This is a genomic window from Marinobacter sp. B-12, assembly GCF_056857915.1.
In genome coordinates, this window is record NZ_JBSXOB010000062.1 from 214,605 (window position 1) to 239,771 (window position 25,167).

At 58.1% G+C, this 25,167-nt stretch carries 24 protein-coding genes; 13 read left to right on the forward strand and 11 right to left on the reverse strand.

Translation table 11 applies throughout. The annotated features are described in order from the left end of the window. Window positions 1-37 precede the first annotated feature (37 nt). Both AC13D2_RS17280 and AC13D2_RS17285 read left to right on the forward strand, forming a co-directional pair. Entirely contained in the window at window positions 38-415 is a 378-nt protein-coding gene (locus AC13D2_RS17280) for a thiol-disulfide oxidoreductase DCC family protein (RefSeq protein WP_007151919.1), read from the forward strand. A gap of 78 nt (window positions 416-493) precedes the next feature. Then, window positions 494-811, forward strand: coding sequence for a putative signal transducing protein (locus tag AC13D2_RS17285; protein ID WP_007151917.1), 318 nt, complete (start codon window positions 494-496; stop codon window positions 809-811). Window positions 812-868: 57 nt separating this feature from the next. Here the strand turns inward: AC13D2_RS17285 and AC13D2_RS17290 are convergent, their stop codons facing one another. From AC13D2_RS17290 to AC13D2_RS17300, 3 genes are all read right to left on the reverse strand, one after another. Next, window positions 869-1,693, reverse strand: coding sequence for a DUF6160 family protein (locus AC13D2_RS17290; RefSeq protein WP_300496890.1), 825 nt, complete (start codon window positions 1,691-1,693; stop codon window positions 869-871). 99 nt (window positions 1,694-1,792) lie between these two features. Beyond that, on the reverse strand, window positions 1,793-3,604 hold the full coding sequence (locus AC13D2_RS17295) for a choice-of-anchor D domain-containing protein (RefSeq protein ID WP_482938939.1): 1,812 nt from the start codon (window positions 3,602-3,604) through the stop codon (window positions 1,793-1,795). A gap of 306 nt (window positions 3,605-3,910) precedes the next feature. Beyond that, complete coding sequence (locus AC13D2_RS17300; protein ID WP_482938940.1) at window positions 3,911-4,945, reverse strand: AraC family transcriptional regulator; 1,035 nt, start codon at window positions 4,943-4,945, stop codon at window positions 3,911-3,913. A 137-nt stretch (window positions 4,946-5,082) separates the two neighbouring features. Here AC13D2_RS17300 and AC13D2_RS17305 point away from each other — a divergent pair, with 137 nt between their 5' ends. Continuing rightward, window positions 5,083-5,757 (forward strand): class I SAM-dependent methyltransferase, encoded by a 675-nt coding sequence (locus AC13D2_RS17305; protein ID WP_482938941.1) that lies wholly within the window; start codon window positions 5,083-5,085, stop codon window positions 5,755-5,757. On the opposite strand, the gene AC13D2_RS17310 is transcribed toward AC13D2_RS17305, so the two are convergent. From AC13D2_RS17310 to AC13D2_RS17320, 3 genes are all read right to left on the reverse strand, one after another. Then, window positions 5,754-6,743 carry a PA2778 family cysteine peptidase gene (locus tag AC13D2_RS17310; RefSeq protein ID WP_482938942.1) on the reverse strand — a complete coding sequence of 330 codons (990 nt, stop codon included), beginning with the start codon at window positions 6,741-6,743 and terminating at the stop codon, window positions 5,754-5,756. The two genes, AC13D2_RS17305 and AC13D2_RS17310, sit on opposite strands and share 4 nt — an antisense overlap. A 1-nt stretch (window position 6,744) precedes the next feature. Continuing rightward, window positions 6,745-7,146, reverse strand: coding sequence for a PA2779 family protein (locus AC13D2_RS17315; protein WP_007151911.1), 402 nt, complete (start codon window positions 7,144-7,146; stop codon window positions 6,745-6,747). Between the two features lie 143 nt (window positions 7,147-7,289). Then, entirely contained in the window at window positions 7,290-8,732 is a 1,443-nt protein-coding gene (locus tag AC13D2_RS17320; protein WP_482938943.1) for a phospholipase D family protein, read from the reverse strand. 216 nt (window positions 8,733-8,948) lie between these two features. On the opposite strand from AC13D2_RS17320, the gene AC13D2_RS17325 reads away from it, so the two are divergent. Genes AC13D2_RS17325 through AC13D2_RS17335 form a run of 3 tightly spaced genes read left to right on the forward strand, consistent with a single transcriptional unit; the run spans window position 8,949 to window position 11,715 of the window. Continuing rightward, a complete protein-coding gene (locus AC13D2_RS17325) occupies window positions 8,949-10,607 on the forward strand; it encodes a serine/threonine-protein kinase (RefSeq protein ID WP_482938944.1) in 1,659 nt (552 codons plus the stop codon). Next, window positions 10,607-11,350 carry a PP2C family protein-serine/threonine phosphatase gene (locus tag AC13D2_RS17330; RefSeq protein WP_482938963.1) on the forward strand — a complete coding sequence of 248 codons (744 nt, stop codon included), beginning with the start codon at window positions 10,607-10,609 and terminating at the stop codon, window positions 11,348-11,350. Before AC13D2_RS17325 ends, AC13D2_RS17330 begins: the two co-directional genes overlap by 1 nt. 14 nt (window positions 11,351-11,364) lie before the next feature. After that, entirely contained in the window at window positions 11,365-11,715 is a 351-nt protein-coding gene (locus tag AC13D2_RS17335) for an FHA domain-containing protein (protein WP_300496871.1), read from the forward strand. On the opposite strand, the gene AC13D2_RS17340 is transcribed toward AC13D2_RS17335, so the two are convergent. Together AC13D2_RS17340 and AC13D2_RS17345 are read right to left on the reverse strand one after the other, a co-directional pair. Then, on the reverse strand, window positions 11,712-12,440 hold the full coding sequence (locus AC13D2_RS17340) for a glutamine amidotransferase (protein ID WP_482938945.1): 729 nt from the start codon (window positions 12,438-12,440) through the stop codon (window positions 11,712-11,714). The genes AC13D2_RS17335 and AC13D2_RS17340 overlap by 4 nt on opposite strands. A 13-nt stretch (window positions 12,441-12,453) precedes the next feature. Continuing rightward, window positions 12,454-13,176, reverse strand: coding sequence for a YebC/PmpR family DNA-binding transcriptional regulator (locus AC13D2_RS17345; RefSeq protein WP_007151905.1), 723 nt, complete (start codon window positions 13,174-13,176; stop codon window positions 12,454-12,456). Window positions 13,177-13,375: 199 nt separating this feature from the next. Between AC13D2_RS17345 and AC13D2_RS17350 the strand changes: the two genes are divergently transcribed. After that, complete coding sequence (locus tag AC13D2_RS17350; protein ID WP_157132721.1) at window positions 13,376-13,798, forward strand: tetratricopeptide repeat protein; 423 nt, start codon at window positions 13,376-13,378, stop codon at window positions 13,796-13,798. A 48-nt stretch (window positions 13,799-13,846) separates the two neighbouring features. Here the strand turns inward: AC13D2_RS17350 and AC13D2_RS17355 are convergent, their stop codons facing one another. Beyond that, window positions 13,847-14,275 (reverse strand): SRPBCC family protein, encoded by a 429-nt coding sequence (locus tag AC13D2_RS17355; protein WP_292048327.1) that lies wholly within the window; start codon window positions 14,273-14,275, stop codon window positions 13,847-13,849. A 189-nt stretch (window positions 14,276-14,464) separates the two neighbouring features. Between AC13D2_RS17355 and AC13D2_RS17360 the strand changes: the two genes are divergently transcribed. From AC13D2_RS17360 to cynS, 4 genes are all read left to right on the forward strand, one after another. Beyond that, a complete protein-coding gene (locus tag AC13D2_RS17360) occupies window positions 14,465-15,538 on the forward strand; it encodes an AI-2E family transporter (protein ID WP_482938946.1) in 1,074 nt (357 codons plus the stop codon). An 80-nt stretch (window positions 15,539-15,618) separates the two neighbouring features. Then, window positions 15,619-16,767, forward strand: coding sequence for a zinc-binding dehydrogenase (locus tag AC13D2_RS17365; RefSeq protein ID WP_292048323.1), 1,149 nt, complete (start codon window positions 15,619-15,621; stop codon window positions 16,765-16,767). Further along, window positions 16,767-17,825 carry a proline racemase family protein gene (locus AC13D2_RS17370; RefSeq protein ID WP_300496857.1) on the forward strand — a complete coding sequence of 353 codons (1,059 nt, stop codon included), beginning with the start codon at window positions 16,767-16,769 and terminating at the stop codon, window positions 17,823-17,825. Before AC13D2_RS17365 ends, AC13D2_RS17370 begins: the two co-directional genes overlap by 1 nt. 251 nt (window positions 17,826-18,076) lie before the next feature. Further along, entirely contained in the window at window positions 18,077-18,520 is a 444-nt protein-coding gene (gene cynS / locus AC13D2_RS17375; RefSeq protein ID WP_292048321.1) for a cyanase, read from the forward strand. A 164-nt stretch (window positions 18,521-18,684) separates the two neighbouring features. On the opposite strand, the gene AC13D2_RS17380 is transcribed toward cynS, so the two are convergent. Continuing rightward, complete coding sequence (locus AC13D2_RS17380) at window positions 18,685-18,963, reverse strand: ACT domain-containing protein (RefSeq protein ID WP_300496853.1); 279 nt, start codon at window positions 18,961-18,963, stop codon at window positions 18,685-18,687. Further along, a complete protein-coding gene (ilvG, locus tag AC13D2_RS17385; protein ID WP_300496850.1) occupies window positions 18,960-20,654 on the reverse strand; it encodes an acetolactate synthase 2 catalytic subunit in 1,695 nt (564 codons plus the stop codon). The genes AC13D2_RS17380 and ilvG overlap by 4 nt, the downstream gene beginning before the upstream one ends. Window positions 20,655-20,981: 327 nt before the next feature. Here ilvG and AC13D2_RS17390 point away from each other — a divergent pair, with 327 nt between their 5' ends. Then, a complete protein-coding gene (locus AC13D2_RS17390) occupies window positions 20,982-22,064 on the forward strand; it encodes an efflux RND transporter periplasmic adaptor subunit (RefSeq protein ID WP_300496847.1) in 1,083 nt (360 codons plus the stop codon). Between the two features lie 5 nt (window positions 22,065-22,069). Beyond that, window positions 22,070-25,147 carry an efflux RND transporter permease subunit gene (locus tag AC13D2_RS17395; RefSeq protein WP_300496844.1) on the forward strand — a complete coding sequence of 1,026 codons (3,078 nt, stop codon included), beginning with the start codon at window positions 22,070-22,072 and terminating at the stop codon, window positions 25,145-25,147. Window positions 25,148-25,167: the final 20 nt, after the last annotated feature.

The following is a 25,167-nucleotide window of genomic DNA, read 5'->3' on the forward strand; positions in this document are numbered from 1 at the left end:
TAATCAAGTGAATGCGATGCAACAAATGGAGAGGGCTATGACTGAATCAGAAGATCGGCTTCGCGTGTTTTATGATGGCGCCTGTCCAAGCTGTGTGAGGGATCGCAAACTCTATGAACGGCTGGCGGGCAAAACCGGAGACGCTGTCGAGTGGGTCGATATCACCGGCCGCGACGACGAGTTGAAACAGCTGGGTATTGACCCGGTTGCAGCGCTTCAGGAACTGCATGTTGAAGATGGCCGGGGTAACATTCATCGGGAACTGGATGCCTACATTTTGCTGATGTCGCGGGTGTGGCTGCTGAAGCCACTGGCCTGGCTGGTTGGCTTGCCGGTGATTCGCCCTGCACTCGCAAAGCTTTATCACCGCTGGGTGGGTGAGCGGCTGGAGAGAACCGGTCGACTGCCAAAATAACCCCGCGGGAATCGACGAATGTCATGAAGCAGGCTAGGGTTTAATTAAGACATCCCTGGAAGTGACAGGAGCTTGCCAATGCAAATAGCTTATCGCGCCCGAGATCTGGCCGAAGCCCATATCGTCGCCGGCCTCCTGCAGTCCAGAGGTATCGAGTGCCATGTTGGCGGTCATTATCTGCAAGGCGCCATGGGTGAGATCGGTGCCGCTGGATTTACCAATGTCCATGTCGAGGATGAAGATTACGTTCTGGCTCGCACTCTGGTCTCTGAATACGAATCGGCAAATGCCCCCGAGAGTGCTTCTGCCCATGGAGAAGATCGGGCGAACCGTTACGCCACCTGGTTTCTGTTGTTCCTGGCGGTCGTGATGGTGGTGCTCTTTGGCGCTTTGTGACGACAGGTCAGGGATAGGGGGCTCCCCGGGCATGCGCCCGGAGAGTGATTCCCGGTGTCAGTGCCCGTAAACCCGCATGGCGGTGTTGCGGATAGCAAGGTCATCCAATCCCACCGATCCGATGGACGTGCCTCCCACCAGCACCTGGCCGATGGACATATCGGCTTCAAAGGTGTTGATATCGATAGCCAGGCTGTCGGTGCCCACGGCATTGGCATCCTTGTAGATGTCCATGTCCACCAGTGTGAACAGTGGCAACAGTGAGGGGGTGTCGGGGTCGTAACCAGCGCCGGTAATCCGCATGTCACGAATCCCCACTGCCATAAAGGGCACATCCAGTTCCAGCTCGTCAATGGCAAACCGGGTGGTCAGGTTGAGGGTGTCCGTGTCGGTATCCACGGTCGCCTGGGCCTGGAGTATAAGACCTTCCGCAGAGAAGTTGTCCGCCAGCAACGTGCTTTCGCCGCCATTGCCCCGTAGCTCCCAGGCGCCGGTGCGCACGGCAAAGTCCACAGGGCGCGCGGTGATCGGGAATACGTTAATAATGGCATCGCCATCGTCAGCGACATCCAGTTCAATCTTGATGTTGTCGATCAGATCCGTGCTGCTGGTGCCGAAAATGGCATCGCGCCCGGAGGTGAATTCCTCGAACATGTCGATGCGATCCGCACCGCCAATGAAGATGTCGCTGATGCCCAGCGTGCCCTCATCGGTGTAGGTGAACTCGTCCATGGTGACCTGGGTTTCGAGTTCAATGGTAACGCCCGCCTGGCCGGTAATCTGGCCCATGTCGGCGTCGTGCAGTGGTTTGAGTTCGGCATACCCGCTCAGGGGCAGGCCCGCGATGGCTAACACTAACGCTGATTGCTTCAGGCTTTTCATTGTTATCATCCTTCCTGGTGTTGTTATGGTGGTTTGCCGGCACCCGAAGCTGCGGCTACCGGCAAACCGGGAGGCCTCTGGGAGCCTCCCTTATTTCCCTCAGAGGTTCGGGGTCAATGTCAGATCAATGCCATTGTCCGGGCCAGCGAGGAACTGGTTGAGAACGTCGGTCAGCGGACCGCAGTTCTGCAGGGGTGGCAGTGTGTAGTTGCCTGTCACATCACCGCCCTCGGACAGCGAGAAGTTGGTGCCTTCCACCGAAGCCAACTCGATGTTGACCGGATCCGCCGTGCGGCAGTCCTTGCCACCACCCACCGGAATCTTCAGGCCGAACAGGCGTACGGTTACCTTCGGTACCTCCACATACAGCGAGGAATTGGCCGTGAGGTTGCCATTGATCAACGTGCCAGTGGTTACGTCCGCTTGCTCGAATGTCACTTTTGCATTGGCGGTCAGACTCTTGAACAGCAGGGGAATCTTGAACTGACCCTGGGTGGGAGCAAGCGCAAGGTCTGCTTCGAACATGCCTGTTGCCAGTTCGAGCTGGGTGGCGATGCTGCCTGACAGCGGCAGTGAGCTGCCAGACGCCTTGATGTCGGTTTGGCCTTCCAGATCCAGAAGAACCTCAAGCACGTCGTCGCTGCCATCGTTGCCCTGACCACTCAGTGCCACGGTCACGCCTGGCATTTCCGGATCGTCAGAGGCAATGTTGAGTGTCGCGCTGCGCCCACCGGCGGCCGAAGGCATGAAGCTGATTTCAACGGTACAGCTTCCATCCTGTACCACGGTTGTACAGTCGTTGGTCTGGGTGAAATCGCTGCTGTTGGTGCCGGCGATCTCGATGGCGTTGATCATCAGCGATGCGTTGCCTTCGTTGGCAATGGTGACCTGTGCGGTGGCTGCTTCACCCAGCATCACGGAACCAAAGCTGACGTCAGCGGGCGTAACGCTGATTTCCGGCACGGGCGCGAGCACGCTGGTGCCCGTCAGCGGTACGTCGACCACAGGGTTTCCGGCATCGCCGGACTCAATGCTCAGAGTAGCGCTCTGGTCACCTTCGCCGTCGGGGATATAGGTGACATTCACGTCGCAGCTCTCACCGGCAGTGACGGTGGTACAGCTGCTGGTCTGGGTGAACGCTGCTGCGTCCGCACCACCAAGGCTGATGTTGTTGATACCAAGTTCGGCCTGGCCTGTGTTGGAGATGGTAACCACCTCTTCCGCGGTGGTGCCGGCCTGCACGTTGCCGAAGTCGATATTTTCCGGGCTGACGGCGATACGGGGTTCAAACTGTTCGTCGGGGACTACCTGCACGGTCTGCAGAATGTTGTCCTGGCCAGCGTTCTGGACACACTCGGAGGTGAACTCACCAATGGGCGCAGGCGCAATATCGCCGTTTTCGACACGGGCGATCATGTCGAGTGTAAGGCCACCGATGGTAATGACCGCCTCACCAACATCATCCTCGGTGAAGGTGATGGCGGGGGAGGTGCCTTGAGCCGGAACGGTAAATTCACCGGTTTCATCGGGAATGGGCGACTGGGGAATGGTCAGCGGTACCGTCAGATCAATCTCACGGCTTGGCGTGACAACAATGGTTTCATTGGTAGCGGTGCCTTCAATGGTGGCAGAACCCACCAGCTTGAGGCCCAGCCTCGAATCTTCATTCACCGTTGTCAGGGCATCCACCGTGAATTCCGGTGTGGGCTGCCCCACCGTTGCCTGGCTGGGTACATCGGCACTGATCTGCGCTCGAATGGGCTGTTCGCCAATCAACGGGAACGGGCAGGTGAATTCCAGTTCCAGTGACACCGGTTCGGCAAAGGCATTGCCACCACCGGACATAAGCGTCGCGGCTGCTATCGCAGTACCGAGCGTGCGGACGCTTTTGTTGGGATTCCTGAGTTTCATGAGTTCGTCCTCTAGGGTTTCAATCTTTGTTGTGTGGGTATGCAGAAATCACCGATGAGGACTGCTGTATCGGTCTTGCAATGTGTCCCTTTATGACTGCGCGGAGGTTACTATCTCCACGCAGTGCCATTAGGCCGTCGCCGAGCGGTTCGGGTCATTGCTAAGGCCGGCAAGGTTTTTGTTCAAAGCGGAGAGAGCGCCGGGGAAATTCCGTTTTCGTGACGCCCTTCAAATCCCGAGCGTCATTCAGTGCGGGCTATCAGGGGCGAGAGCTCTTTAAGGATGAGAGCTCTTTAAGGATTGGAGTTACTTGCGGTCGCGGGCCTGGCGGCGGATATCGCCGGGCGTCTGGCCCGTCCAGGAGCGGTAGGCTTTGGTAAAGCCGGCCTGGTCGCTGAACCCCAGCTTTTCAGCAATGGAGTCGAGTGGGATGACTGTGCCGCTGAGGTACAGCGTGGCAAAGTTCTGACGTATCTCGTTTCTGAGCGTCCTGAATGAGGTGCCTGCGGTCGACAGATGCTGTCGCAGGGTGCGGGGGCTCATGTCGAGCCGACGGGCAAGATTGTCCATGGTGCAGGGGCGGCCCGGCTGGCTCATGATCATTTCCCGCACCTGCATGACGGTTTCATCAGCCTGTTCCGACGGTTCCCGCTCTCGCGAGCGGGCGTTGGCCAGGATGAACTCCAGGCCGGTGTCGTCGTTGCGAACAGGGCGGCCGGACAAAGGCATGGTGACCCGGCTCGCAGGGGCGTTGAAGCGAAACTCACAGTCGGCAGCAATGCTGCGCCACTGCTCCGGCTCCAGTGAGGAGTCGAAATCGAACTCGAAACAGAAGTGTTTGCACACCTGGGAGGAAATCCGATGGATGCTGCCCATATAGATTTTGGTGAGGCAGGGGCGCAGGTCACCAAGACTCCAATTGTCGATCAGTTGTATCCGGAAGGTGGAACCGGTTGAGCTGAGGTCCATGTCCATCAGCGGCAGGCCTACGCGCAAGTACTGTACAATCATGCTGATCAGTCGGCGGGGGTTTTCCTGGCCGAGTACGGCGAAGCCAAGTAGTCCATGGGCCGGAAGGTCCAGTTGCTGGCCGAACTGGAAGGCGGCCCGCTCATCGCCCATCAGCCACTCCGCTTTGCCCAACAGTTGCCGGACCTGCCCCATGGACAGGCTCGCATCGGGATCGTCCAGCATGTCGCTGGAGATGTCGGTATCTCCAAGGATGGCGTGGCGCCGAACGCCCTTGCGCTCCATAAACCGAATAAACTGTCGGGCGTAGCGCGCCGAGATCAGCGGCACTTCGAGCGCCATCGGGCTGGACGTTTCCACCGTTCGTTCCATGAGAGGTAGCCTTGTTTAAGGGGAACTGCCGCGTTCAGCGCACAGTTGTTTACTCTGTCTTGGCCCAGTATAGGCAGGGTTGCCCTGGTTGATTTTGCTCACCGGTCACGGTTCTGGTGTGATGGCCGGAAATGACAATGAAACATTCGTTAGATTCTGCAGGAGATCTGCCATTGAAAGCGCCCTGTCCGGTGTGTGAAGCACGCTCATTGGTGCCCTTCCAGACAATCAAAGACATACCTTATTATCGGTGTGAAATCTGTGAGGCGACGGTCATGGACTCGTCTTGCTGGCTGGACGAGCGCCGGGAATGGGAGATTTACAACCTCCACGACAATCATCCGGAAGATGAGGGCTACCGACGCTTTCTTTCGAAGCTGACCAGCCCGTTGCTCGAGCGACTGGAGGCGGGTGTGCGCGGCCTGGATTTTGGCTGTGGCCCCGGCCCGGCGCTGGCCGGGATGCTGCGGGAAGCGGGGATGGACATGGCGCTCTATGATCCCTTCTTTCATTCGGACACGTCTGTTCTGGAACACCAGTATGATTTCGTAACCTGCACAGAGGTGGTGGAACACCTTCATCGCCCGGCGGATACGTTTCGTCTGTTGAACAGGCTGATGAAACCGGGTGGCTGGTTGGGCGTGATGACCTGCTTCCAGACAGACGACCGACGATTTGCCAACTGGCATTACCGGCGGGACCCAACCCACGTTGTATTTTACCGCGAGTATACGATGGCCTGGTTGGCCCGGAGGCATGGGTGGCACTTGGAAATTCCGGCCAAGGACGTCGCGCTGTTCCAGAAGAGTTAGCGAATCGGGGTAGGGCAGTCCAGTACAGGACACTTGATGGGACGGGGTCCATCGCTGTCGCTCTGGATATTACCGCCGAAACGCTTCGGATCAATGGCACTGGCACAGCTGGCTGCGTTCCTGGATGCCGTGGCGCAGCCTTGCGTGGCCAGTGCGTGGGCCAGGTTGTTCCAGCCTGCGGCCAGGTTCGGGAATTTGGTGGTCAGTCTCAGGAAATGTTGCGCGGCCAGGTCCACCTGGCCCTGTTGCCAGGCAATATTTCCCTGTCCCATGATGGCAGCTGGTTGGTCCGGCCATGCCTGTTCGGCCGTTCGATAGGCTATAGTGGCGGCGATGGTCCTGCCGGTGGTTTCCAGGTCGTTGGCGGATGTCAGATAGCGAAGAGGCTGCGCTGTCGCCGGTAGTTGGTTGGGTGGCAGGATGACCGTGGCCCAGTTGTCTGCGCGGTTCCATGTGGCCATGAACACGTCCAGTGCCTGCTCGTGCCGCTCCTGGGTACCGGTATGAAGGATGATGGTGCGGTCGTTGGCGTCGTAACCGATCACCACGGCGAAATGCCATTGTGGCCACCAGTCGAATCGCAGGTTCTGCATTACCAACACTGGGTGGCCAGACGCTATCTCCTCCAGCAGGCTCTTGAGTGATCCGTCCAGCGGGTAAACCAGCAAGCCATGGGACCGGGCGGCAGACACCATTTCAACTTTCAGGCTGCCCTGGCGTGCCGGCAGGTATACCAGCTCCTTCAGTACGGTGGGGTTGGTGTTCAGGCCCTGGCTATTGAGCATCATGGCGAGGGACGCCGGGCCGCACTGGTAGAGCTCCTGAGCATGGAAGGGAACATGATCCAGCACTTTTCGCTGGTCTGCACCGGCCGTGTTCAGGGTGGTATCGGGCCATTGGGGACGGCTGGCGCAGCCTGCCAGAATCGTTGCCAGTACAAGACCGACAACGGTTCGCAGCAGGCGCGGCTGGATAGGCGTCGTCACGCTACCGGATGCAGTTGATGAAGGGGAAGATGTTGGTGGCGCACAGCATGTCTGTGATAATGAACACCAACAGGAACAGAACGATGATCCCGACAACGCCCTCGCCAACGGGAGCCTCGGCCAATTGTTGTTCAAAGGAAGACAGTTCTTCCGGCGTCAGGTTCTGGATGCGCTGTTCAACCTGTTCCTGACTGACGCCCATTTCTGCCAGCTTTTCCTTTACTTCATCCCGCTCAAGCATATTGAGCAGTGACTGGCGGTCCAGATCGGTGCGTTGCTCGGTCAGCAGCTCATCGGTTCCAACCATCCCCGCTGAGGCGGAGGATGCCCAAACGGAGCCGAAAGCCATCATGATGGCCATGACAAACGATACGTACCGCAGATGGTTTCTCAGGGTTTGCATTACACTCTCCTGTTATTTTTCATTCAAGAAGCGGTCTTTCCGGCTGCTGCCTGCGACGTAGCCGACTGCTACATCCGACATTCAAGCTGACCTAATACTAGCACGCGTTTTCGGGGGGCCAGGTTCCTTATGATCAAGTACGCTTAGAATGTGGACAGCCCCGTGGCCTCCATCAATCTGTATTGCCAATACCGTATTCGGGATTCATCAGCCCAGGCATTGTAGGGCAGACTCATTACCGGAGTCTCACCCGGGCCGTGGACCCATTGCTCGTTGAAGAAGCCACTCGCTTTGCGCACGACCTCCGAGTGTACGTCGGAGCGCACGAGCACGCTGGTTTCAAGATTCAGATCGTCGAGGTTGCGGCGGGTGAAATTGGCCGAGCCGAGCAGCAGTTGGGCGTTGCCTTGGGTGTCTCGCCTGATCAGTAGTTTGCTATGGCACTGTTCACCTTCGGTGTTACACCAACGTACCGTGATGCCGGCGCCACTAAGCTCCATGGCCGCCTGTCGGTTCGGTATGCCGCTTTTTTCCATGCCGAAGGCATCGTTGTTGGCGTCCAACAGTACCCGAACTTCGACACCGCGCTCGTGGGCTTTTTTCAATTCCTTCAGCAACGTTCGGTGTGACAGGTAGAACATGGCGAGGTCCAGTCTGTCGCCCGTTTTTGCGGTGCCAATGAGGTCGCTGGCGACTGTCCGTATGGCCGACTCTGTGACGACCTGGATGGTACCGACCGAGTCGATGCCGGCCGCGGCTTGAGGCAAGCTGCTGATCATTTCGTCCACCACCCCGGTGTCTGCACCGGACATCGCCAGAACGGCACGCTCACTGAGCAGCAAATCGGCCACGGCTGGCCCTCCGAATCGCAGGCCGATGTTGCTGTGCCGGCTACTGCCATCGTGTGGATTGGCGGAGGTCACCAGGGCGTGAAAGCCCTCAGCGTTGTCGGTGATCAGGACTTTGCGGTGGTTGGCCTTGAAATTGGGGAGTGCCAGGTAGCTGCGCAGGGTGACCGGCTGTTCACCGAGTGCATTCGGTAGCCAGCCACCGGTCGCCGAGTTGCCCATCCACTGACAACAGAAGCGCCACAGGCTGGACCAGGTCGGGTTACTGTCACGAAGGCGCTCCAACCTGGTTTCTATTACCGGAATGCCTGCCTGCCTGAGTTGCTGGAAATAGGGCGAGACTGTGCCGCCGTATACGGTGTTGATGGGGTCGGAAATAACAACAATACGCACATCCGGATTCGCCTTACGTTGCTTGAGCAGGGCGTCAGTCAGTTCCTGTGCCAATGGCCGCTGACGGCTGCCTTCCGCACGGGTGCCGTTGAAGAGGAACATGTCCACCAGTACGAAGCGGCGGGCGTTCGAAACCATATCGAGGGCCTCGTCGAAAATCTCGTGGTCCAGTCGAGGCTCTTCGTTGCCGAAGTGCAGTGTTCTGTCGGTGAGCAGCCTGGCATTTGTCAGAGGATGGGAAGTGCCCTCGTAACCGAACCCGGGTGGCAGGGGCTTCAATGTGTGGTAAAAGCCGGTTGTTGTAACGGCCAGAATAACCAAGCCGATCAGTAACTTCACTGTCATCGTCGTACTTCCTGACGGAAAGAGTCCAAAGACGAAACTATACTGCACCGGAACCTGTGTCGTCCTTACACCCTTGTCATCCTGGATTAATAATGATCGCGACGTGATCCTGGTCCCAGCTAAACAAACACTTACAAAAAAGGTCCGTCTTGAGCTATCGCTGCCGGCATTCACTTTCTAAACTTGTCGTATCAATCATTTACGACAACGATTCTTGTGAATTCACTGGCTCTAATTGGTTCCCATCTGTTCAGTTTGCGCCTGCTTATTGTTGTGCTGGCGTTGGCCTGTGTGTTTGTGGGCGACGCCTTGCCACTGCTGGGTTGGTTGGATCGGGTATTGTTCAGCACTCTTGGCAACCCTGCGGGCATTGAGGACGCCGTTAAGGTTGTGGATATGTCACCGGCCGCATTCGCAACGGCGCTGCAGGCCCGGGGGCTTGTCGAACCCGAGTGGTCGGCGCTGGCGATTCGCGCCGGTTTGATGGCGTCGGCACTGATCCTGGTGCTTGCGGTTCCCCAAATGGGAGGCGCGGTTGCTCTACCGGTGCTGTTGCTCGTTGCCGGGGCTCTGGTGGTTCTACAAGCGGCGCTCATGTTCTATCAGAGCGCCTGGTTGCCCTTGGGTGAAGTGGTCACCCTGCTGATGGTCGGTTACGTCATCATGCTGTTCTGGCTGCAGCCGAGGCGTGATATTGTCGCGTTGTCTGAGAACGTTCGTGCAGCCCGCACCCGCCTTGGCCGTCTGTTGCTACAACAGGGGCAGTCCGATGAGGCGCTCGAGGTGCTGGCCGAATGCCCCCCCACCGAAGACACCTTGGCACTGCAATATGACATTGCCATTCAGCAGGAGCGCAAGCGGCAGTACGACCGGGCGTCCGCTACCTGCCAGCAGATTCTTCAGCAGAAGCGGAAGTACCGGGACGTGGAAAAACGCCTGGCGGCTCTTGAGAGCCTGACTGCCGAGGCAACCGTTGTTTCCCCGAGTGGTTATGACAATACGCGAACCCTGGTCATGCCCGAGCAAAGCGTCAGCCGGCCCACCCTGGGCCGCTACGAAATCGAGCGCGAGATAGGGCGAGGCGCCATGGGCGTGGTCTATCTCGGCAAGGACCCCAAAATAGCCCGTACCGTGGCCATCAAGACGCTCAGTTACCAGGCCTTTGAGAACAACGAGCTGCGGGACCTGAAATCACGTTTCTTTCGGGAAGCCGAGGCAGCGGGCCGCCTCAGCCATCCGGCAATTGTCACCGTGTATGACGTCGGGGAAGAGGCCGACCTTGCGTTTATCGCCATGGATTACGCAAAGGGCAGGCCGCTTAGTGAGTTTGGCAAGCCGGGGCGGTTACTGCCGCTGGCGAAGGTGCTGGATATCGTCGCTCGGGTGGCGGATGCCCTCGATTACGCGCATCGTCAAAAGATCATCCATCGCGATATCAAACCGGGTAACATCATCTTCAACCCGGACAACGGTGAGATCAAGATTACCGATTTCGGCATTGCCAAGATCTCGGACGACTCGCGGACTCGCACCGGGAGTGTCATGGGCAGCCCACTTTATATGTCTCCGGAACAGCTCAAGGGGCAGAAAGTAACTGGCGCCACCGATACCTACAGTCTGGGAATCACGCTGTACAAACTGGTGTGCGGGGAGACACCCTATCAGGGTGACACCCTGGCCAACCTGACCTACCAGATTCTGAATAAGCGCCCGCGGAGCGTCCGCGAGTTCAACCCGGAACTCCCCAACGGTGTTGTCCGTCTGATTAATAAAGCCATCCAACGGGAGCCTGACAAACGCTTCCTGAGTGCCGCCACCATGGCAGAAGCGTTGCGAAGACAGGCGAGCCGTGAGGCAAGGGAGGAAGCATCGTGATGAACCCCCATGTGGCTGGCATAACGGATGTAGGGGCGTTGCGTAAAGCCAATCAGGACGCCATCGACTGGCGGGTCAGTGAGGACAACCGGCAGGTGCTGCTTGTGGTTGCCGATGGCATGGGCGGTTACCACGGCGGGGAAGTGGCCAGCCGCATAGCCGTGGACACAGTGATGGAAGTGCTGGTGCCCTGGTTGTCGCCGGACGAGGGAGTGCCGGAGGAGCCGGACGACGCCATACAGTTTGCGATCAACCTGGCCAGTGAGCGAATTGCCGATCAAAGGGCTGCCGACGCGGATCTGGCCAAAATGGGGACCACGCTGGTTATGGCCTGGGTGATTGACGGTGAAGCTCACATTGCACATCTGGGGGATTCCCGCTGCTATCTCGTTCAAGGGCGAGAGTTGGCATGCCAGACCCGCGACGACACCGTGGTACAGAACATGCTGGATGACGGCAGCATCCGCCCTGATGACGTGCCCCATGTGCCTTTCCGTAATGTGCTGACGCGCGCGCTTGGTGCCTCATCGGCCATTGCCAGCTTCCGCCGCGTGCGGATGGCGGCTGGAGATTCCCTGTTGCTATGTTCCGATGGCCTTACGGGTGCGTTGCCAGAGGATCAATGGCTTTCGCTTATATCCGTGTGCGAGACAGCCGACGAGAAGGTCCGGGCGCTGGTGGATGCGAGCCTGGATAATGAGGCGGCCGACAACGTGTCCGTTGTACTGTTGATTCTTAATTAATAGAGGAGGCCTGTATGGCGTCATTTTCCCAATTGGTGGACAACGTTGTAGTGACCACCTTTGAGCTGGATCAGCCGGAGATTCATGTCGGCAGGCGTGGCGATAACGATATCCGCATCGACGAAATTTCGGTCAGCGGCCATCATGCGTTGATCGAGGCGGTACCCAATGCCTATCTGGAAGGCACAGTGGATTACTACATCACCGACCAGAACAGCACCAACGGGACATTTGTGAACGAACTCCGGATTGACCGACGCCAGCGCCTGAACAGTAACGACCTGGTTCGCATTGGCTGGAACGAGTTCCGCTTCATTGACGAAGAGGAAAATGCGCTGGAGAAAACCGCCTACATACTGGATTAGTGGTGCATTGGCTGGGCGTCGAGCACCAGTCGGGAGAATCGATCGAGCAGGGACGTGGCGTTGGGCGCGTCGATCACGTTCTCAATCAGTGCCTTGGCATCGAGCCCTTCCTTTTCCAGATCGGGTGCCTGCACCTTGAGATAAGCGCGCATCACCTCTGCTGAGAATTCCGGGTGAAACTGTATACCCCAGGCACAGCGGCCCACACGAAAGGCCTGGTGCGGTTCGAAATCGTTGTGGCCAAGAAGGACGGCATTCTCCGGCAATCGGAGTACGGACTGCCGATGCGTCAATTGCGCCGGGAATGTCTGGGGCAACCCCTTAAACAAAGGGTCATCCATTGCAGCGTCCAGCAACTCTACCTGATGGGTGCCGGTTTCCCGGCCACGTGGGTGGTAGCCGGCTTCACCACCCAGAGCGTGGGCCAGTAGCTGATGGCCATAGCAGACACCCAGAACTGGCACCTCTTCCGTCACTGCCTCAGCCAGCCACGCGCCAGTGTTCTCACTCCAGGGCGCCCGGTCGCTGACCATGGCTGGTGATCCCGTCACCACGATCCCGTCCCAATCCCCGGGTTTGCCCGGTAGATCGTCAGCCGTGACATCGACTACGTGCAGGTCGAGCTCCGGAGCCAGCCTGGCCAAAAACCAGCTATCGAAATCCCCAAATGACTCCAGAAGGGACGGGTAGGTATTACCTGTTTTGAGTATGACGACCCTGGCCAAGGTGTTGCTCCCGTCAGTCCGCGATGACTGCGTTGTGGTATACATTCTGGACGTCATCGAGGTCGTTCAGCATGTCCATGAACTTCTCGAACAGCTCAATGTCGTCGCCTTCGACAGTGGTGGTGGTCTGGGGCAGGAACTGGATCTCGTCCACTTCAAACTCCAGGCCTTCAAACGCTTCCTGCAGTGCCTGTCGCGCCTTGGCGTATTCGGTGTGGGGCGCGAATACAGTAATCATACCCTCTTCGTGCTCAATGTCAGTGACATCCACATCCGCCATCATCAGTGCTTCCAGGGCCGCTTCCTCGTCGTCGCCCTTGAAACCGAGAATGGCGCAATGATCAAACATATGGCTGACGCTGCCCTGGGTGCCGATCTTGCATTTGGTCTTGGTGAACGCCAGGCGCACGTCACCGAAGGTGCGGTTGGGGTTATCGGTCAGGCAATCCACGATGGCCATGCAGTTGCCGGGGCCGAATCCTTCATAGCGAGCAGGGGAAAAATCCTCGCCAGCGCCACCCCGGGCTTTCTCGATGGCCTTCTCAATGACGTGCGCGGGCACCTGATCTTTCTTGGCACGGTCGATCAGGCCACGCAGGCTGAGGTTGGCATCCGGGTCCGGGCCGCCGGACTTGGCGCACACATAGATTTCGCGGCCGTACTTACTGTAGACCTTGGTTTTGGCGGCGGCCGTTTTGGCCATGGAGTCTTTGCGGTTCTGATAGGCTCTGCCCATTACGCTGCCTCAATGTCGTTTTCAAAAGTGCGGATTTTACTCGACTAGACAGGCTGGCGACAGCCTTATTTGCAAGCTCGCCAATGGTCCGGCCATGGTACCAAAGTGCCAGGATTCCAGAACTTTTCGGTCAGGTACTGTCGAGGGGCTGCGTGTTAGGGTCGAGACACTGTCAATGTTACCGAACGCGGAGATTGCCATGAGATCAGCCCGAACATCGCTCATTGCTGCCGTGAGTCTGCTGCTTTTCACCGGAGCGCCGACGGTCGGAAACAGCGCCGAGCCGGATCAGCAGATGGACGTGGCCCGCGAAATGATCAAGGTTCTGGAAGCCTATGCCGTCTACAAAATGGGACAGTACGACTTGGCGTTCGAGCGCTATCAGGCACTTGCCGAAGCGGGCAGTCAGCAGGGTATGTACAATCTGGCCAATATGTACGCTGCCGGGCAAGGTACGGCACAGAGCAACTCTAAGGCGTTCAAGTGGTATCTGAGGGCAGCGGAAGCTGGCGACAAGCTTAGCATGTACGAAGTGGCAAAGGCCTACGAAGCGGGTACAGGGACCCAGGCAGACCCACAACTTGCCAGCCATTGGCGGGAGCGCGCTGCAACCGCAGATTGATCGTTACTTCCCTGCCAAATACTCCCCATCAATGCGTTCTATTGCTGCTCAGGCCAACTTGGGCACCCGGCGAATGCCCTTGCGGATGCCCTGGTCGAGCGCGGAGCTGACCAGTTTGCCGGTAAAGGGTACGATGTCGTCAAACGAAATGGTGTACTGAACGCGAGTTCTACCGTTGGCGTCATCGTCGAAGCGGATACGGCCGAGATGGTTGCGGATGGGGCTCATGCTGGAAATCGTGTACTCAATGAGTACCCCGGGCTCGAAGGTAATGACGGTCTCTTCAAGGCCGATGGGGCCGATGCCGATCTTACGGATGGATCCAAGGCCGTTGGGGTCAGCCTGGTCGCTGTCGCGAATGCGCTTCACCGGTGCTCCCAGTAACTTCCCGAAGCGCTCATGATCCGCAAACACTGCAAACACCCGGTTGCGCGGCACATCAAAGGTTTCATCAATTTCAATCTTGTAGTTCGCCATGTATGAACTCTTCAGAGACGGTTTTCAACAGGGTAGCCGGTTATGTGTTACAACAAAAGTGACGTGCTGGCAATGACCGGACGTTGGCCCATAAGGGCTGAATGGCAGCCGAGCGACAGGTACACTGAGGCTCGTGGTGCCTCAGGTATCATACCCCCAAATACAGCTCGACAAGGTGCATGGACTCGCATGGATAACGATAACGAACAACCCGCACGCTCAGATCTCGCGACACCACTGAATGGCCTCTTTGCCCTCGGGATACTCTATACCCTCTATGTCGCCCACCAGATTGTGCTGCCCATTGTCCTGGCGGTCCTGACCAGCCTGCTGCTGTTCCCGCTTGTTAAAAAAGCGTACGACAAAGCCGGGATTCCGAGGGTGCTCAGTTCACTGGTGTTGATGATCGTGGTGATTGCTGGTCTGGCGGGTATTGGGGCCGCCGTTGCAACTCCCGCCCTGGAGTGGGCGCAGCAGGCACCGCAGGGAATCTCCCGACTACTCATGGGAGAGAGCGGCATTAGAAACCAGATTGACAAGGTCAACGAATCGGCAAAGAAAGTGGAAGAGTCCATGGACGAACTGTCCAAGGACGAGAAGACCACAACCAACACCGTCGTCCTGAAAACCGACTCGTGGCGCAACCAACTATTGACCAAGGCCCGTAACGGTGCGGCGGGCCTCGCACTTGCGCTGGCCCTGACCTATTTTCTGCTGGTGGGCGGGGACCGCATCATCCTCAACTTCGTGCGGCAGCTCCCCAAGCGGCAGCGCCGCAACGTGCTCCAGATTGCCCGCGATTCCCAGCAGCAGATCGCCCAGTATCTGGCGGTACTCAGCCTCAGCAACCTGATGGTTGGTATCACTACCGGGCTTATCTGTTGGGCAGTGGGGCTTCCGGACCCGGCCGTGTGGGGACTCGTCGCCGGCCTGGCCAGGTTCATCCCCTATCTTGGCGTCATCCTGACCATCATCCTGCTTGCGGTTGTGTCCGCCACCAGCCTCGACACGCTCTGGATGATGGCCATCGCTCCGCTCGGCTACCTGGCACTTACCTCCACCGTCGGTTTTTTCATCGAACCCTGGATCCACGGCTTCCGAATGGCCATCAACCCGGTGGTCATCTTTGTGTCCATCTTCTTCTGGGGCTGGTTGTGGGGGCCGGTGGGTGTGCTGCTGGCTGTCCCCCTGATGACCATCATCCAGGTGGTCCTAAAGCAGATCCCGAAACTGCAGCCGATCTACAGGGTTATTGCGCGGTAAAAGCTGTCAGGGGGCCCTGACACAGGTATGAATCTGGCCTATCCTGACCTGATATTCAGCAAAGCAGGAGCAGAACGCCCATGATCCCGAAGACCATGAAAGCCATGCTGCTCACCGGCCACGGTGGCGTCGAGAAACTGGAATACACCACAGACGTGCCCACCCCCACCCCGGGAACGGGAGAGGTGCTCGTCCAGGTCACTGCTACCGCCAAGAACAACACCGACCGCAAAGCCCGGGAGGGCCTGTACCCCACCAAGGATAAGGGCGACGTAACTTCCTTCCAGATGGGAGGTTCACCTACGTTGGCCTTCCCCAGAGTTCAGGGCGCGGACGTTGTTGGGCGTATTGTCGCTGTGGGGCAGGGTGTGGACGAAACGAGGGTCGGCCAACGGGGCCTTCTGGACTTCAATCTCTACGCCGACGACCGTCGGGATATCAACCTGACCCCGGACTACTACGGTCACGGCGCCGATGGTGGTTTCGCGGAATATATCGCCGTGCCTTCCAACCAGTTTCACCATGTCGAGAATGCCGATTTGGCCGATGCCGAACTTGCCGCCATGGGCATGTGCTCCTACCAGACCGCCTTGCACATGCTCACATCCGCAAGGGCAAAAGCAGGCGAGCACATCCTCGTGACTGGTGCCAGTGGTGGCGTTGGCACCGCTCTTATCCAGCTTTGCCGCATCATGGGGGCGATTCCCTATGCGCTGAGCCAGCGTGACAAAGCAGACCCATTGCTCAAGCTGGGTGCCGAAGCCGTGCTGGATCGTTCCGACATGGACAACTTCACGGATAAGGTACGGTCCGTCACGGGTGGCCGACCGATAGACGCTGTCATGGATCTGGCCGGTGGTGAAATGACCGACCAGTTTATCGATACCATGATCTTCGACATGAACAGTCGCAGGGATTATCCAAGGCTCAGCATCGCCGGCGCCAGTGCCGGGAACGTCAGCGAAATCATGTGGACGCGGATCTATCTGTATCAGGTGCAGGTGTTCGGCGTGTCACACGGCACCCGTGAAGAAGCGGAACAACTGGTGGCCTGGATTCGCAGCGGTCAGCTGAAGCCGGTACTTCACGCCGCTTTCAGACTTTCAGAGTTGCACGAAGCCGAACGTTACTTCGTCAATCGCAACAGCAACTACCTGGGCAAAATCGTGATCGTTCCTGATGCCCAATGGGCCGAGCATGGCGCCCCGTTTGCCTTGGAGAAGTCCTGATGCGTCCTGAACTCAAACTGCAACTGATGGACACCCACGCCGGCGGCGATGTAAGCCGGATTGTGACGGGCGGGATCTGCCCGCTTCCGGGGGACACCGTGCGCGCCCAGATGGAATATCTGCGGGACAAGGCGGATGGGCTTCGCACGTTACTACTGGAAGAGCCCTACGGCATCCCGGAAATGTCTGTGGACCTGCTGGTGCCGGCCACGGACCCCGAAGCAGTCGCCGGTTATATCATCATGGAAGTGATGGGATACCCGATCTACTCGGGCTCCAACACCATCTGCACTGCGACGGCCGTTCTGGAGAGTGGCATCGTTGCCAAGAGGGAAGGGTGGCAGAGCTTTGCTCTGGAAGCACCTGCGGGCCTGGTCCACATCGACGCCCTTGTACGGGATGGGGTTGTGGAAGCCATTACCTGTGGCGGGCTGCCCAGTTACATCGACACCTACCAGGCCAGCATTCACGTGCCCTCGATCGGCGACATAACCTACAGCGTGGCCTACAGCGGTGGTTTCTACGCCCTGGTGGACGCGACAAGTCTGGGGTTCTCCCTGACTCTGGATGAAGAGCGCAAACTCAGCGAATGTGCCTATCAGATAGTAGAGGCCATCCAGGCAGAGCGCGGTTTCTCCCACTACACGCTGGGTGATGTTGGGCCTCTGCCCTTCCTCCATTTCATGGGCCCCGTGGAACAATTGTCTGACCATTCGTATCGTTCACGGTCAGCCACCTATGTGCATCCTGGAGTCATCTGCCGCAGCACCACCGGCACGGGTACTTCAGCGCGGCTTGCGTTAATGAACTACGAGGGCAAAATCAGCCCGGGCGACCGCCTGGAAACCGTCTCCCTCCGTGAAACCGGATTTATCGGTGAGTTCACTGGCGTGCGCCAGGAAGGGAAACACCAAGTGGTCGAGAATACCATTACCGGCAAGAGCTACGTCCTGAACCGGGCCGATATCATCGTTAATTGCGATGACCCGATGGTGGACTGTGGGGGCCTTACTCACATCCTTACCAGCGCACGCGTGGACGAAAACCAGCCGGGTTGATGTCGGAACCTGGCACAAACACTGCTCTGGTTGTGATGCGGGCCCGTGATTGGTAAGCATCCGACAGAGTGAGCCCCCAAAAGCGCACCAGAAAGGTGCGATAAGCCCCAGTTTGGGGATATCCACCGTGGTGACATGGTGTTTTGTGGAATTGGCTTCAAAGTGATCAAACCTAAGCGTGGCCCCTATGATCTGCCTGATAAGCGGCAGGCAATGCCCAACAGAAAAAGGTGTCACAAGTGGAAATGATCATGATCAGCAAAGAACTGATGACTGCAAAAATCCTGGAAGCAAAAGCCACCAAGGGCGTTTCTTGGGAAGCTCTTTCCGAAGCCATTGGCCTGTCGCCGGTGTTTACAACCTCCGCCTGCCTGGGCATGAACAGCTTGACCGAGGATAAAGCGTTCGCGGTGTGCGAAACCCTTGGCCTCGACAAGGTAGTTGCCGAAGCCCTGCAGGTTTGCCCGAAAAAGGCCTGGGACGGCGCCGTTCCCCAGGATCCGCTGATCTACCGTCTCTATGAGGTGGTCGGTGTGTATGGTGACACCCTGAAAGAGCTCATCCACGAAAAATTCGGTGACGGCATCATGAGCGCCATCGACTTCACCATGCACGTGGACAAGGAGGAGAACCCCAAGGGTGACCGGGTTGTGGTTACCATGAACGGTAAGTTCCTGCCTTATAAGGCTTGGTGATCGGCTTTCCCGCCGTGGTCAGCTCGGCGCGGGGTGGTATCTGGATTTGTCGCCAGAAAAAGATGTCTGAGCGAAGCGAGTTCTTTTTCAAGAAAAATACAGATACCACCCCGCAAGCCCGCCCCAAAACCTGCAGGCTACGAACAGAAGGCAACTCCCAAACTTCAGGCAGTCTGAACCCGAACCCCCGAAACCTGACCAAGGGCAACCTCCGCCACTGTATGCAACTTCTCCAGTTGCGACTGGAGCATGGCGATTGGCCGGGTTCCCTCCAGGGTCAGGGTGATATCGAGATGCTCCCCGGCGGATTCCACCGCCATTGTGGCAATCCGGAAACCGCGAATACGGATCACCTGGCAAAGGCGCTCCAGGGCGGCCGCTTCCTGCGACATGCGGCAGTTGATGTTGTAGCTCGGTGTTGAGGGCTGGCTTTGCGGTTTCATGCAACGTGTTCCTTTTTGTTGGTGCGTCGGGTTTCGTCGATCATTTCGCGGTTGCTGGCGCCGGGTTTGACGATGGGCCAGACGTTATCCTCACGGCTGATGGCCACGTGCAACAGCATCGGGCCGTTGTAGGCCAGGATGGTTTCGATGCCTCGGCGGATCTGGTCGGTGCGGTTGATATGCAACGCCGGGATGTCAAAGGCGCGTGCCATGGCGACGAAATCCGGGTTGTCATCCAGATTGATCTGGCTTTCCCGGTTGCCATAGAACAGCTCCTGTTGCTGACGCACCATGCCCAGGCATTGGTTGTCCATTACGATTAACTTCACCGGCAGGTTATAGCGGCGGATAGTGGCCAGCTCCTGGGCGTTCATCATGAACGAGCCGTCGCCCGTTACGTTGATCACCGTGCTCTTGCGGTCGGCAAACTGGGCACCGATGGCGGCGGGCAGGCCATAGCCCATGGTGCCCAGGCCGCCGCTGGTGAGGTGGTGGCGAGGGTGGTCAAAGTCGTAGTGCTGGGCCACCCACATCTGGTGCTGGCCAACGTCGCACGCTATGACGGTATCGTCCAGAGCGATTCGGGAGAGTTGGCGAACAAAGGCCGGGCCGGTGATCGGCGCCAGGGGTTCTTCGTTGTCGGCGGCGTGGAAGCCGCCGGTGGTGTACCAGGTTCGGCACTGTTTCTGCCAGCCACCAATGTCGAGCGGCTTATCCTGTAAGGCGTTGGTCAATGCTTCAAGAATGCTATTCAGATCCCCGCGAATAGCCAGTTCGGTCGCGCGCAGTTTGTTGATCTCGGCGGCGTCGGCGTCAATGTGGATCATCTTTGCATTGGGCGCGAAGCCATCAAGTTTGCCGGTGGCGCGGTCATCCAGGCGGGCACCGATAACCAGCAGCAGGTCGCATTCATCCACGGCCTTATTGGCCGCCCGGGAGCCGTGCATGCCCAACATGCCCAGGTTGTATGGGTTGTGTTTGCCGGGGTTGCCAATGCCTTTGAGCGTTACCACCGAAGGCAGAGCGGCGGATTCAGCAAACGTGCGAAAGCGGTCTTCAGCGTGTGCCAGACTGATGCCACCTCCGCTATAGAGTATGGGTTTGCGGGCCGCCCGAAGCATCGTGAGTGCGTCGGCCAGATCTGGAAAGCTGGTCTTCTGGGGTTCGGAATGGAAGTAGGGGGCATCGCTGACGTCAGTCAACAACAGGTCCTTGGGAATATCAACCCACACCGGTCCCGGTCGTCCACTTTGAGCCAGTTCCATGGCTTCTTCCATGACAGCGGGCAGCGCGTCGGCATCGTCAATGAGGTAACTGTGTTTAACGATGCCCAACGTCATGCCCAATACGTCGGTTTCCTGGAAGGCGTCGGTGCCGATCAGGCCGGAGGGCACCTGGCCGGTGATGACCAGCAGCGGAATGGAATCCCGGTGGGCGTTGGCTACGCCGGTGATCAGGTTGGTGGCGCCAGGGCCGGAGGTAGCAATGCATACGCCGAGCTTGCCGCTTGCACGGGCGTAGCCGTCGGCGGCAAGGGCGCAGGCCTGTTCGTGGCGGCAAAGCACATGCTCCACGCCGACATCGTCCACCAGCGCATCGTATAGCGGCATGATACAGCCGCCCGGATAACCGAAAACCGTGCTGACGTTGTGACGGTGGAACGCATCAAGAATGTGCTGTGCGCCGTTCATGGTCGTTTTCCCTTTTTTCTGGTGCAAAAAAAAGCCCCCGGGACCTTTCGGTGCCGGGGGCTTTCGTGTGTTTGTTGAGTCTGTTGCTATCTCACCCGCTTGTCCACACAGAAGCCCCCGGACGGTACCACGACCACCAGGACTAGCTTCACAAGGACAACCACTGTGTTGAGATTCATAAAATCAGTATCTGCTCTGAATCTGTGAGAAATTTATGTGTAGAATCTACCCCACGAAAACAACCGGATGCAACCGTTTTCTGACAGTTTTTAAAACGAGTGCCTGGGCTGTAAACCGACATCACCCGAATGTAACTGTGAGCGATCAATGACCAAAGCAAAACTGGGATCCATCGGATTGTCCTTTCTGGTACTGGCCTTACTGGTGGTTTGGATGACAACCGGTGACGTCAAGGAAGCGCTGGACGAGGCGCCAGAGGATACATCTGAAGAGTCGGTCACCGCGCCCTCCGTTCAGGTGGATGTCCTGAGGACCAGGCTTTACGAGCCCGGGTTAATGCTGCAGGGGCAGTTGGAGCCCTGGCGAACCGTGTCAGTTGGTGCTCGGGTTGCCGGCACGGTAGACGAGCTGATGGTGGCGCAGGGTGACCAGGTTGAGGAAGGGGAGGTCCTGCTTCGCCTCTCCGAGGATGGCCGACGTACGTCGGTGGACCAATGGCAATCCCGCATTCGCAAATTGGAGGCCGATCTATCGGCAGCCCAGAAGCTCCGCTCCCGGAATCTCACATCTGAATCCGAAGTGTTGACCCTGCAAAGTGAACTGTCCGCGGCCAGAGCCGAACTCGCTCAGGCACGTCTTGCGGTTGACAACCTGGAGCCACGCGCGCCTTTTGAAGGAACGGTGAATCGGCGGGATGTCGATCTTGGTGATCTGGTTCAGGTCGGGTCACCACTGTTGGAGTTGGTGCGCGTAGATCGGCTGAAAGCGACGGGGCAAATTCCGCAACAGTCAGTGGGTGCCGTCGAAGAGGGGCAGGCCGTGACCATTCGCACGTTGGATGGCGACAGCCTGGAAGGCGTGGTGAATTTCGTGGCCAGTGCCGCAGACCCCGACACCCGCAGTTTCCCGGTGGAAGTGTCCATAGACAACCCGGAACGCAAGCGGGTTGCCGGCGGCAGTGCCACGTTGCGTATTGCCCTGCCGGAAGTGGAGGCGATGTTCATTTCGCCGGCCTATCTCAGCCTGGGGGATGATGGCCGGCCCGGTGTTCGCTATGTGGGTGACAATAACGAAGTGGTGTTTACCACGGTCAAACTCCTGAACGTCACCACGGATGGCGCCTGGGTCACTGGCCTGCCGGATGAAATCCGGTTGATTACCCGGGGAGCGGGTTTTGTATCCATCGGGCAGCAGGTACGCCCGGTCGATCGTGATTCGGACCGGGGCTAACCGATATGCGAACCTTGATTTTTGCGGCCCTTGACCGCAGCCGAACGACACTCCTGACACTGGCATTCCTGATTCTTGGCGGAATCGCGGCTTTTCAGACCATCCCCAAAGAAGCGAATCCGGACATCACCATTCCCATGATCTATGTGTCAATGACACTGGAGGGAATCAGCCCGGAAGACGGTGAACGCCTGCTTATCCGGCCCATGGAGCAGGAGTTGCGCTCTCTGGAGGGCGTCAAGGAAATGCGAGGTACCGCTTCGGAGGGCCATGCCTCGGTAATGCTGGAATTTGATGCCGGGTTTGACCCGGACATTGCGCTCCAGGACGTTAGGGAAAAGGTTGATACTGCCCGCAGCAAGCTGCCCCAGGAAGCTGACGAACCGAGGGTGAATGAAATTAACGTGGCCCTGTTTCCGGTCATGTCGGTTGGTCTCTCCGGGCCTCTTTCCGAACGCGAACTGGTCACCATTGCCCGGCGTTTGCAGGACGCCATTGAAGGCATTCCGGAAGTGCTGGAGGTGGACATCGGAGGAGATAGGGAAGACCTCCTTGAGATCGTTGTCGATCCCCAGGTGCTTGAAAGCTACGGCGTGGACTTTGATCAGTTGGCGACGTTGGTCACTCGTAACAATCAACTGGTCGCCGCCGGAAGCCTGGATACTGGTGCCGGTCGCATGACCATGAAGGTTCCCGGCGTTATCGAGTCTGTGGAAGATGTCATGGCCATGCCGGTCAAGGTGGGCGGTGACACGGTTGTGACCTTTGGCGACGTGGCGATGCTGCAACGCACGTTTAAGGATCCGAGCGGGTTCGCCAGGATCAATGGCGAGCCGGCGCTGGTGCTGGAAATCTCCAAGCGCACTGGCGCCAACATTATTGAAACCGTGGAAAAGGTGAAAGCGCTGATCGAAAGCGCTGGCCCGCAACTACCTGATGAGCTGGAGGTTCGTTACATTATGGACCAGTCCGGCGACGTGCGGGATATTCTAAGCGACCTGCTCAACAACGTTCTGACCGCCATCGTGCTGGTGATCATTCTGATCATTGCCGCCATGGGCCCCCGTTCTGCCCTGTTGGTGGGACTCACCATTCCTGGTGCGTTCCTGACCGGTATCCTGGTGATCTGGGGCATGGGCTTTACTCTGAATATTGTCGTGTTGTTCAGCCTCATACTCGTAGCGGGGATGCTGGTGGACGGGGCGATAGTGGTGTCCGAGCTTGCCGACAGGAACCTCTCCGAAGGCCAGGGTGTGACGTCCGCATGGGGCGAAGCCGCCAGCCGCATGGCCTGGCCCATCATCGCGTCAACCGCCACCACGCTGGCGGTTTTCATTCCCCTGTTGTTCTGGCCGGGCGTGGTTGGCGAGTTCATGAAATTTCTGCCCACCACCGTCATCATCTGCCTGACCGCCTCATTGGCCATGGCCCTTGTGTTTCTGCCGGTCCTTGGAAGCATCAGCGGCGGAAAACGCCGTCCCCAGTCTGCGATCAGTGGTCGGATGACGGACGTCTACCGTGGTTTTCTTGGGCGATTGCTGGCAAAGCCGGGGTTTACCCTGCTTGGCGTGCTTGGCGTTGTTGTGGTGATCTATGCGGCCTATGGCAAGTTCAACTATGGTGTGGAATTCTTCCCGAGCGTGGAGCCGGATTCAGCGCAGGTACATGTCAGGGCCAGGGGGGATCTGTCTGTGCAGGAGCGCGATGCCATCGTTCGGCAGGTCGAGCAGCGTTTACAGGGAATGCCGGAGGTGAAAGCCCTCTATGCCCGCTCAATGATCAACCCCGGAAACCAGATGGCGCCGGACGTCATCGGTGTACTGCAGTTCCAGTTCACAGACTGGTTTGAACGCCGACCAGCGACACAGATACTGGAAGATTTTCGCTCATTAACGGCTGATATTCCCGGTATCGAATTGGAGTTTCGCAAGCAGGAGGGCGGTCCCGCGGATGGCAAGCCCATTGAGCTTAAGGTCAGCAGCATGAACAGTGACCAACTGGAGCGGTATGTCGCTCTCATCCGGCAACGGATGTCTGGCATCGATGGTTTCGTGGATGTAGAAGATGACCGCAGCCTTCCGGGCATCGAATGGCGCCTGAATGTCGACCGCTCAGCTGCTGCCAGGTTTGGCTCCGACGTGCTCAGCGTGGGCAGTGCGGTGCGACTGATCACCAACGGTCTGGTGCTCGCCACCTATCGTCCTGAGGACGTGCGCGACGAAGTCGATATTGCCGTAAGAGTGCCCAATAACTGGCGGGAACTGGACCAATTCCAGCGTCAGACGATCAACACCAGCCGTGGGCAGGTGCCGTTGTCCGAGTTCGTCGATTTGCAGCCGGGTGACAAGACCGGCAGCATCACCCGGGTGGACGGACAGCGCACCATTACGATCAAGTCTGATATAGAACCGGGCCGTCGTGTGGACGAACTGCTCATGGCATTGCGGCAGCAAATGCCCGAAACCCCTGAAGGCGTATCCGTGCGATTCGCCGGCGAGAACGAGGACCAGCAGCAGGCGTCGAATTTCCTGGCATCGGCGTTTCTGGTCGCAATTGCCCTGATGCTTTTGATCCTGGTTACGCAGTTCAACTCGCTCTACCAGACCCTGCTGATTTTGTCGGCCATTGTGCTTTCCACGGCCGGTGTATTGCTTGGCCTGCTGCTGAACGGGCAGTCGTTCGGAATTGTGATGGTGGGCATGGGTATCATTGCCCTTGCCGGCATCGTGGTGAACAACAACATCATACTGATCGACACCTACAACCAGATGCGCCAAAGCGGTATGGCAGCCTTCGAGGCCGCGTTGGAAACCGGATGCCTGCGCCTGCGACCGGTATTGCTGACGGCTATCACCACCATACTCGGGTTGATGCCAATGGTGCTCGGGGTAAACGTGGATCTTCTGACGCCCTCTCTCGGCATCGGTGCTCCATCCACGCAATGGTGGACCCAGCTATCCAGCGCCATCGCAGGCGGGTTGGCGTTTGCAACGGTGCTCACACTGTTGCTGACCCCAGCATTGCTGGTTTTAGGTGACAAAGCCGGCCAACGGGTACGTGGATTTGTTAATCGACAATCATGAGATCAACGAACCGCGTTGGC

Bases quoted from the DNA above. Each gene is read 5' to 3' on its own strand.
- AC13D2_RS17280 (WP_007151919.1), top strand. From the start codon at position 38: ATGACTGAATCAGAAGATCGGCTTCGCGTGTTTTATGATGGCGCCTGT.
- AC13D2_RS17285 (WP_007151917.1), top strand. From the start codon at position 494: ATGCAAATAGCTTATCGCGCCCGAGATCTGGCCGAAGCCCATATCGTC.
- AC13D2_RS17290 (WP_300496890.1), bottom strand. From the start codon at position 1,693: ATGAAAAGCCTGAAGCAATCAGCGTTAGTGTTAGCCATCGCGGGCCTG.
- AC13D2_RS17295 (WP_482938939.1), bottom strand. From the start codon at position 3,604: ATGAAACTCAGGAATCCCAACAAAAGCGTCCGCACGCTCGGTACTGCG.
- AC13D2_RS17300 (WP_482938940.1), bottom strand. From the start codon at position 4,945: ATGGAACGAACGGTGGAAACGTCCAGCCCGATGGCGCTCGAAGTGCCG.
- AC13D2_RS17305 (WP_482938941.1), top strand. From the start codon at position 5,083: ATGAAACATTCGTTAGATTCTGCAGGAGATCTGCCATTGAAAGCGCCC.
- AC13D2_RS17315 (WP_007151911.1), bottom strand. From the start codon at position 7,146: ATGCAAACCCTGAGAAACCATCTGCGGTACGTATCGTTTGTCATGGCC.
- AC13D2_RS17320 (WP_482938943.1), bottom strand. From the start codon at position 8,732: ATGACAGTGAAGTTACTGATCGGCTTGGTTATTCTGGCCGTTACAACA.
- AC13D2_RS17330 (WP_482938963.1), top strand. From the start codon at position 10,607: ATGAACCCCCATGTGGCTGGCATAACGGATGTAGGGGCGTTGCGTAAA.
- AC13D2_RS17335 (WP_300496871.1), top strand. From the start codon at position 11,365: ATGGCGTCATTTTCCCAATTGGTGGACAACGTTGTAGTGACCACCTTT.
- AC13D2_RS17345 (WP_007151905.1), bottom strand. From the start codon at position 13,176: ATGGGCAGAGCCTATCAGAACCGCAAAGACTCCATGGCCAAAACGGCC.
- AC13D2_RS17350 (WP_157132721.1), top strand. From the start codon at position 13,376: ATGAGATCAGCCCGAACATCGCTCATTGCTGCCGTGAGTCTGCTGCTT.
- AC13D2_RS17355 (WP_292048327.1), bottom strand. From the start codon at position 14,275: ATGGCGAACTACAAGATTGAAATTGATGAAACCTTTGATGTGCCGCGC.
- AC13D2_RS17360 (WP_482938946.1), top strand. From the start codon at position 14,465: ATGGATAACGATAACGAACAACCCGCACGCTCAGATCTCGCGACACCA.
- AC13D2_RS17365 (WP_292048323.1), top strand. From the start codon at position 15,619: ATGATCCCGAAGACCATGAAAGCCATGCTGCTCACCGGCCACGGTGGC.
- AC13D2_RS17370 (WP_300496857.1), top strand. From the start codon at position 16,767: ATGCGTCCTGAACTCAAACTGCAACTGATGGACACCCACGCCGGCGGC.
- cynS (WP_292048321.1), top strand. From the start codon at position 18,077: ATGATCAGCAAAGAACTGATGACTGCAAAAATCCTGGAAGCAAAAGCC.
- AC13D2_RS17380 (WP_300496853.1), bottom strand. From the start codon at position 18,963: ATGAAACCGCAAAGCCAGCCCTCAACACCGAGCTACAACATCAACTGC.
- ilvG (WP_300496850.1), bottom strand. From the start codon at position 20,654: ATGAACGGCGCACAGCACATTCTTGATGCGTTCCACCGTCACAACGTC.
- AC13D2_RS17390 (WP_300496847.1), top strand. From the start codon at position 20,982: ATGACCAAAGCAAAACTGGGATCCATCGGATTGTCCTTTCTGGTACTG.
- AC13D2_RS17395 (WP_300496844.1), top strand. From the start codon at position 22,070: ATGCGAACCTTGATTTTTGCGGCCCTTGACCGCAGCCGAACGACACTC.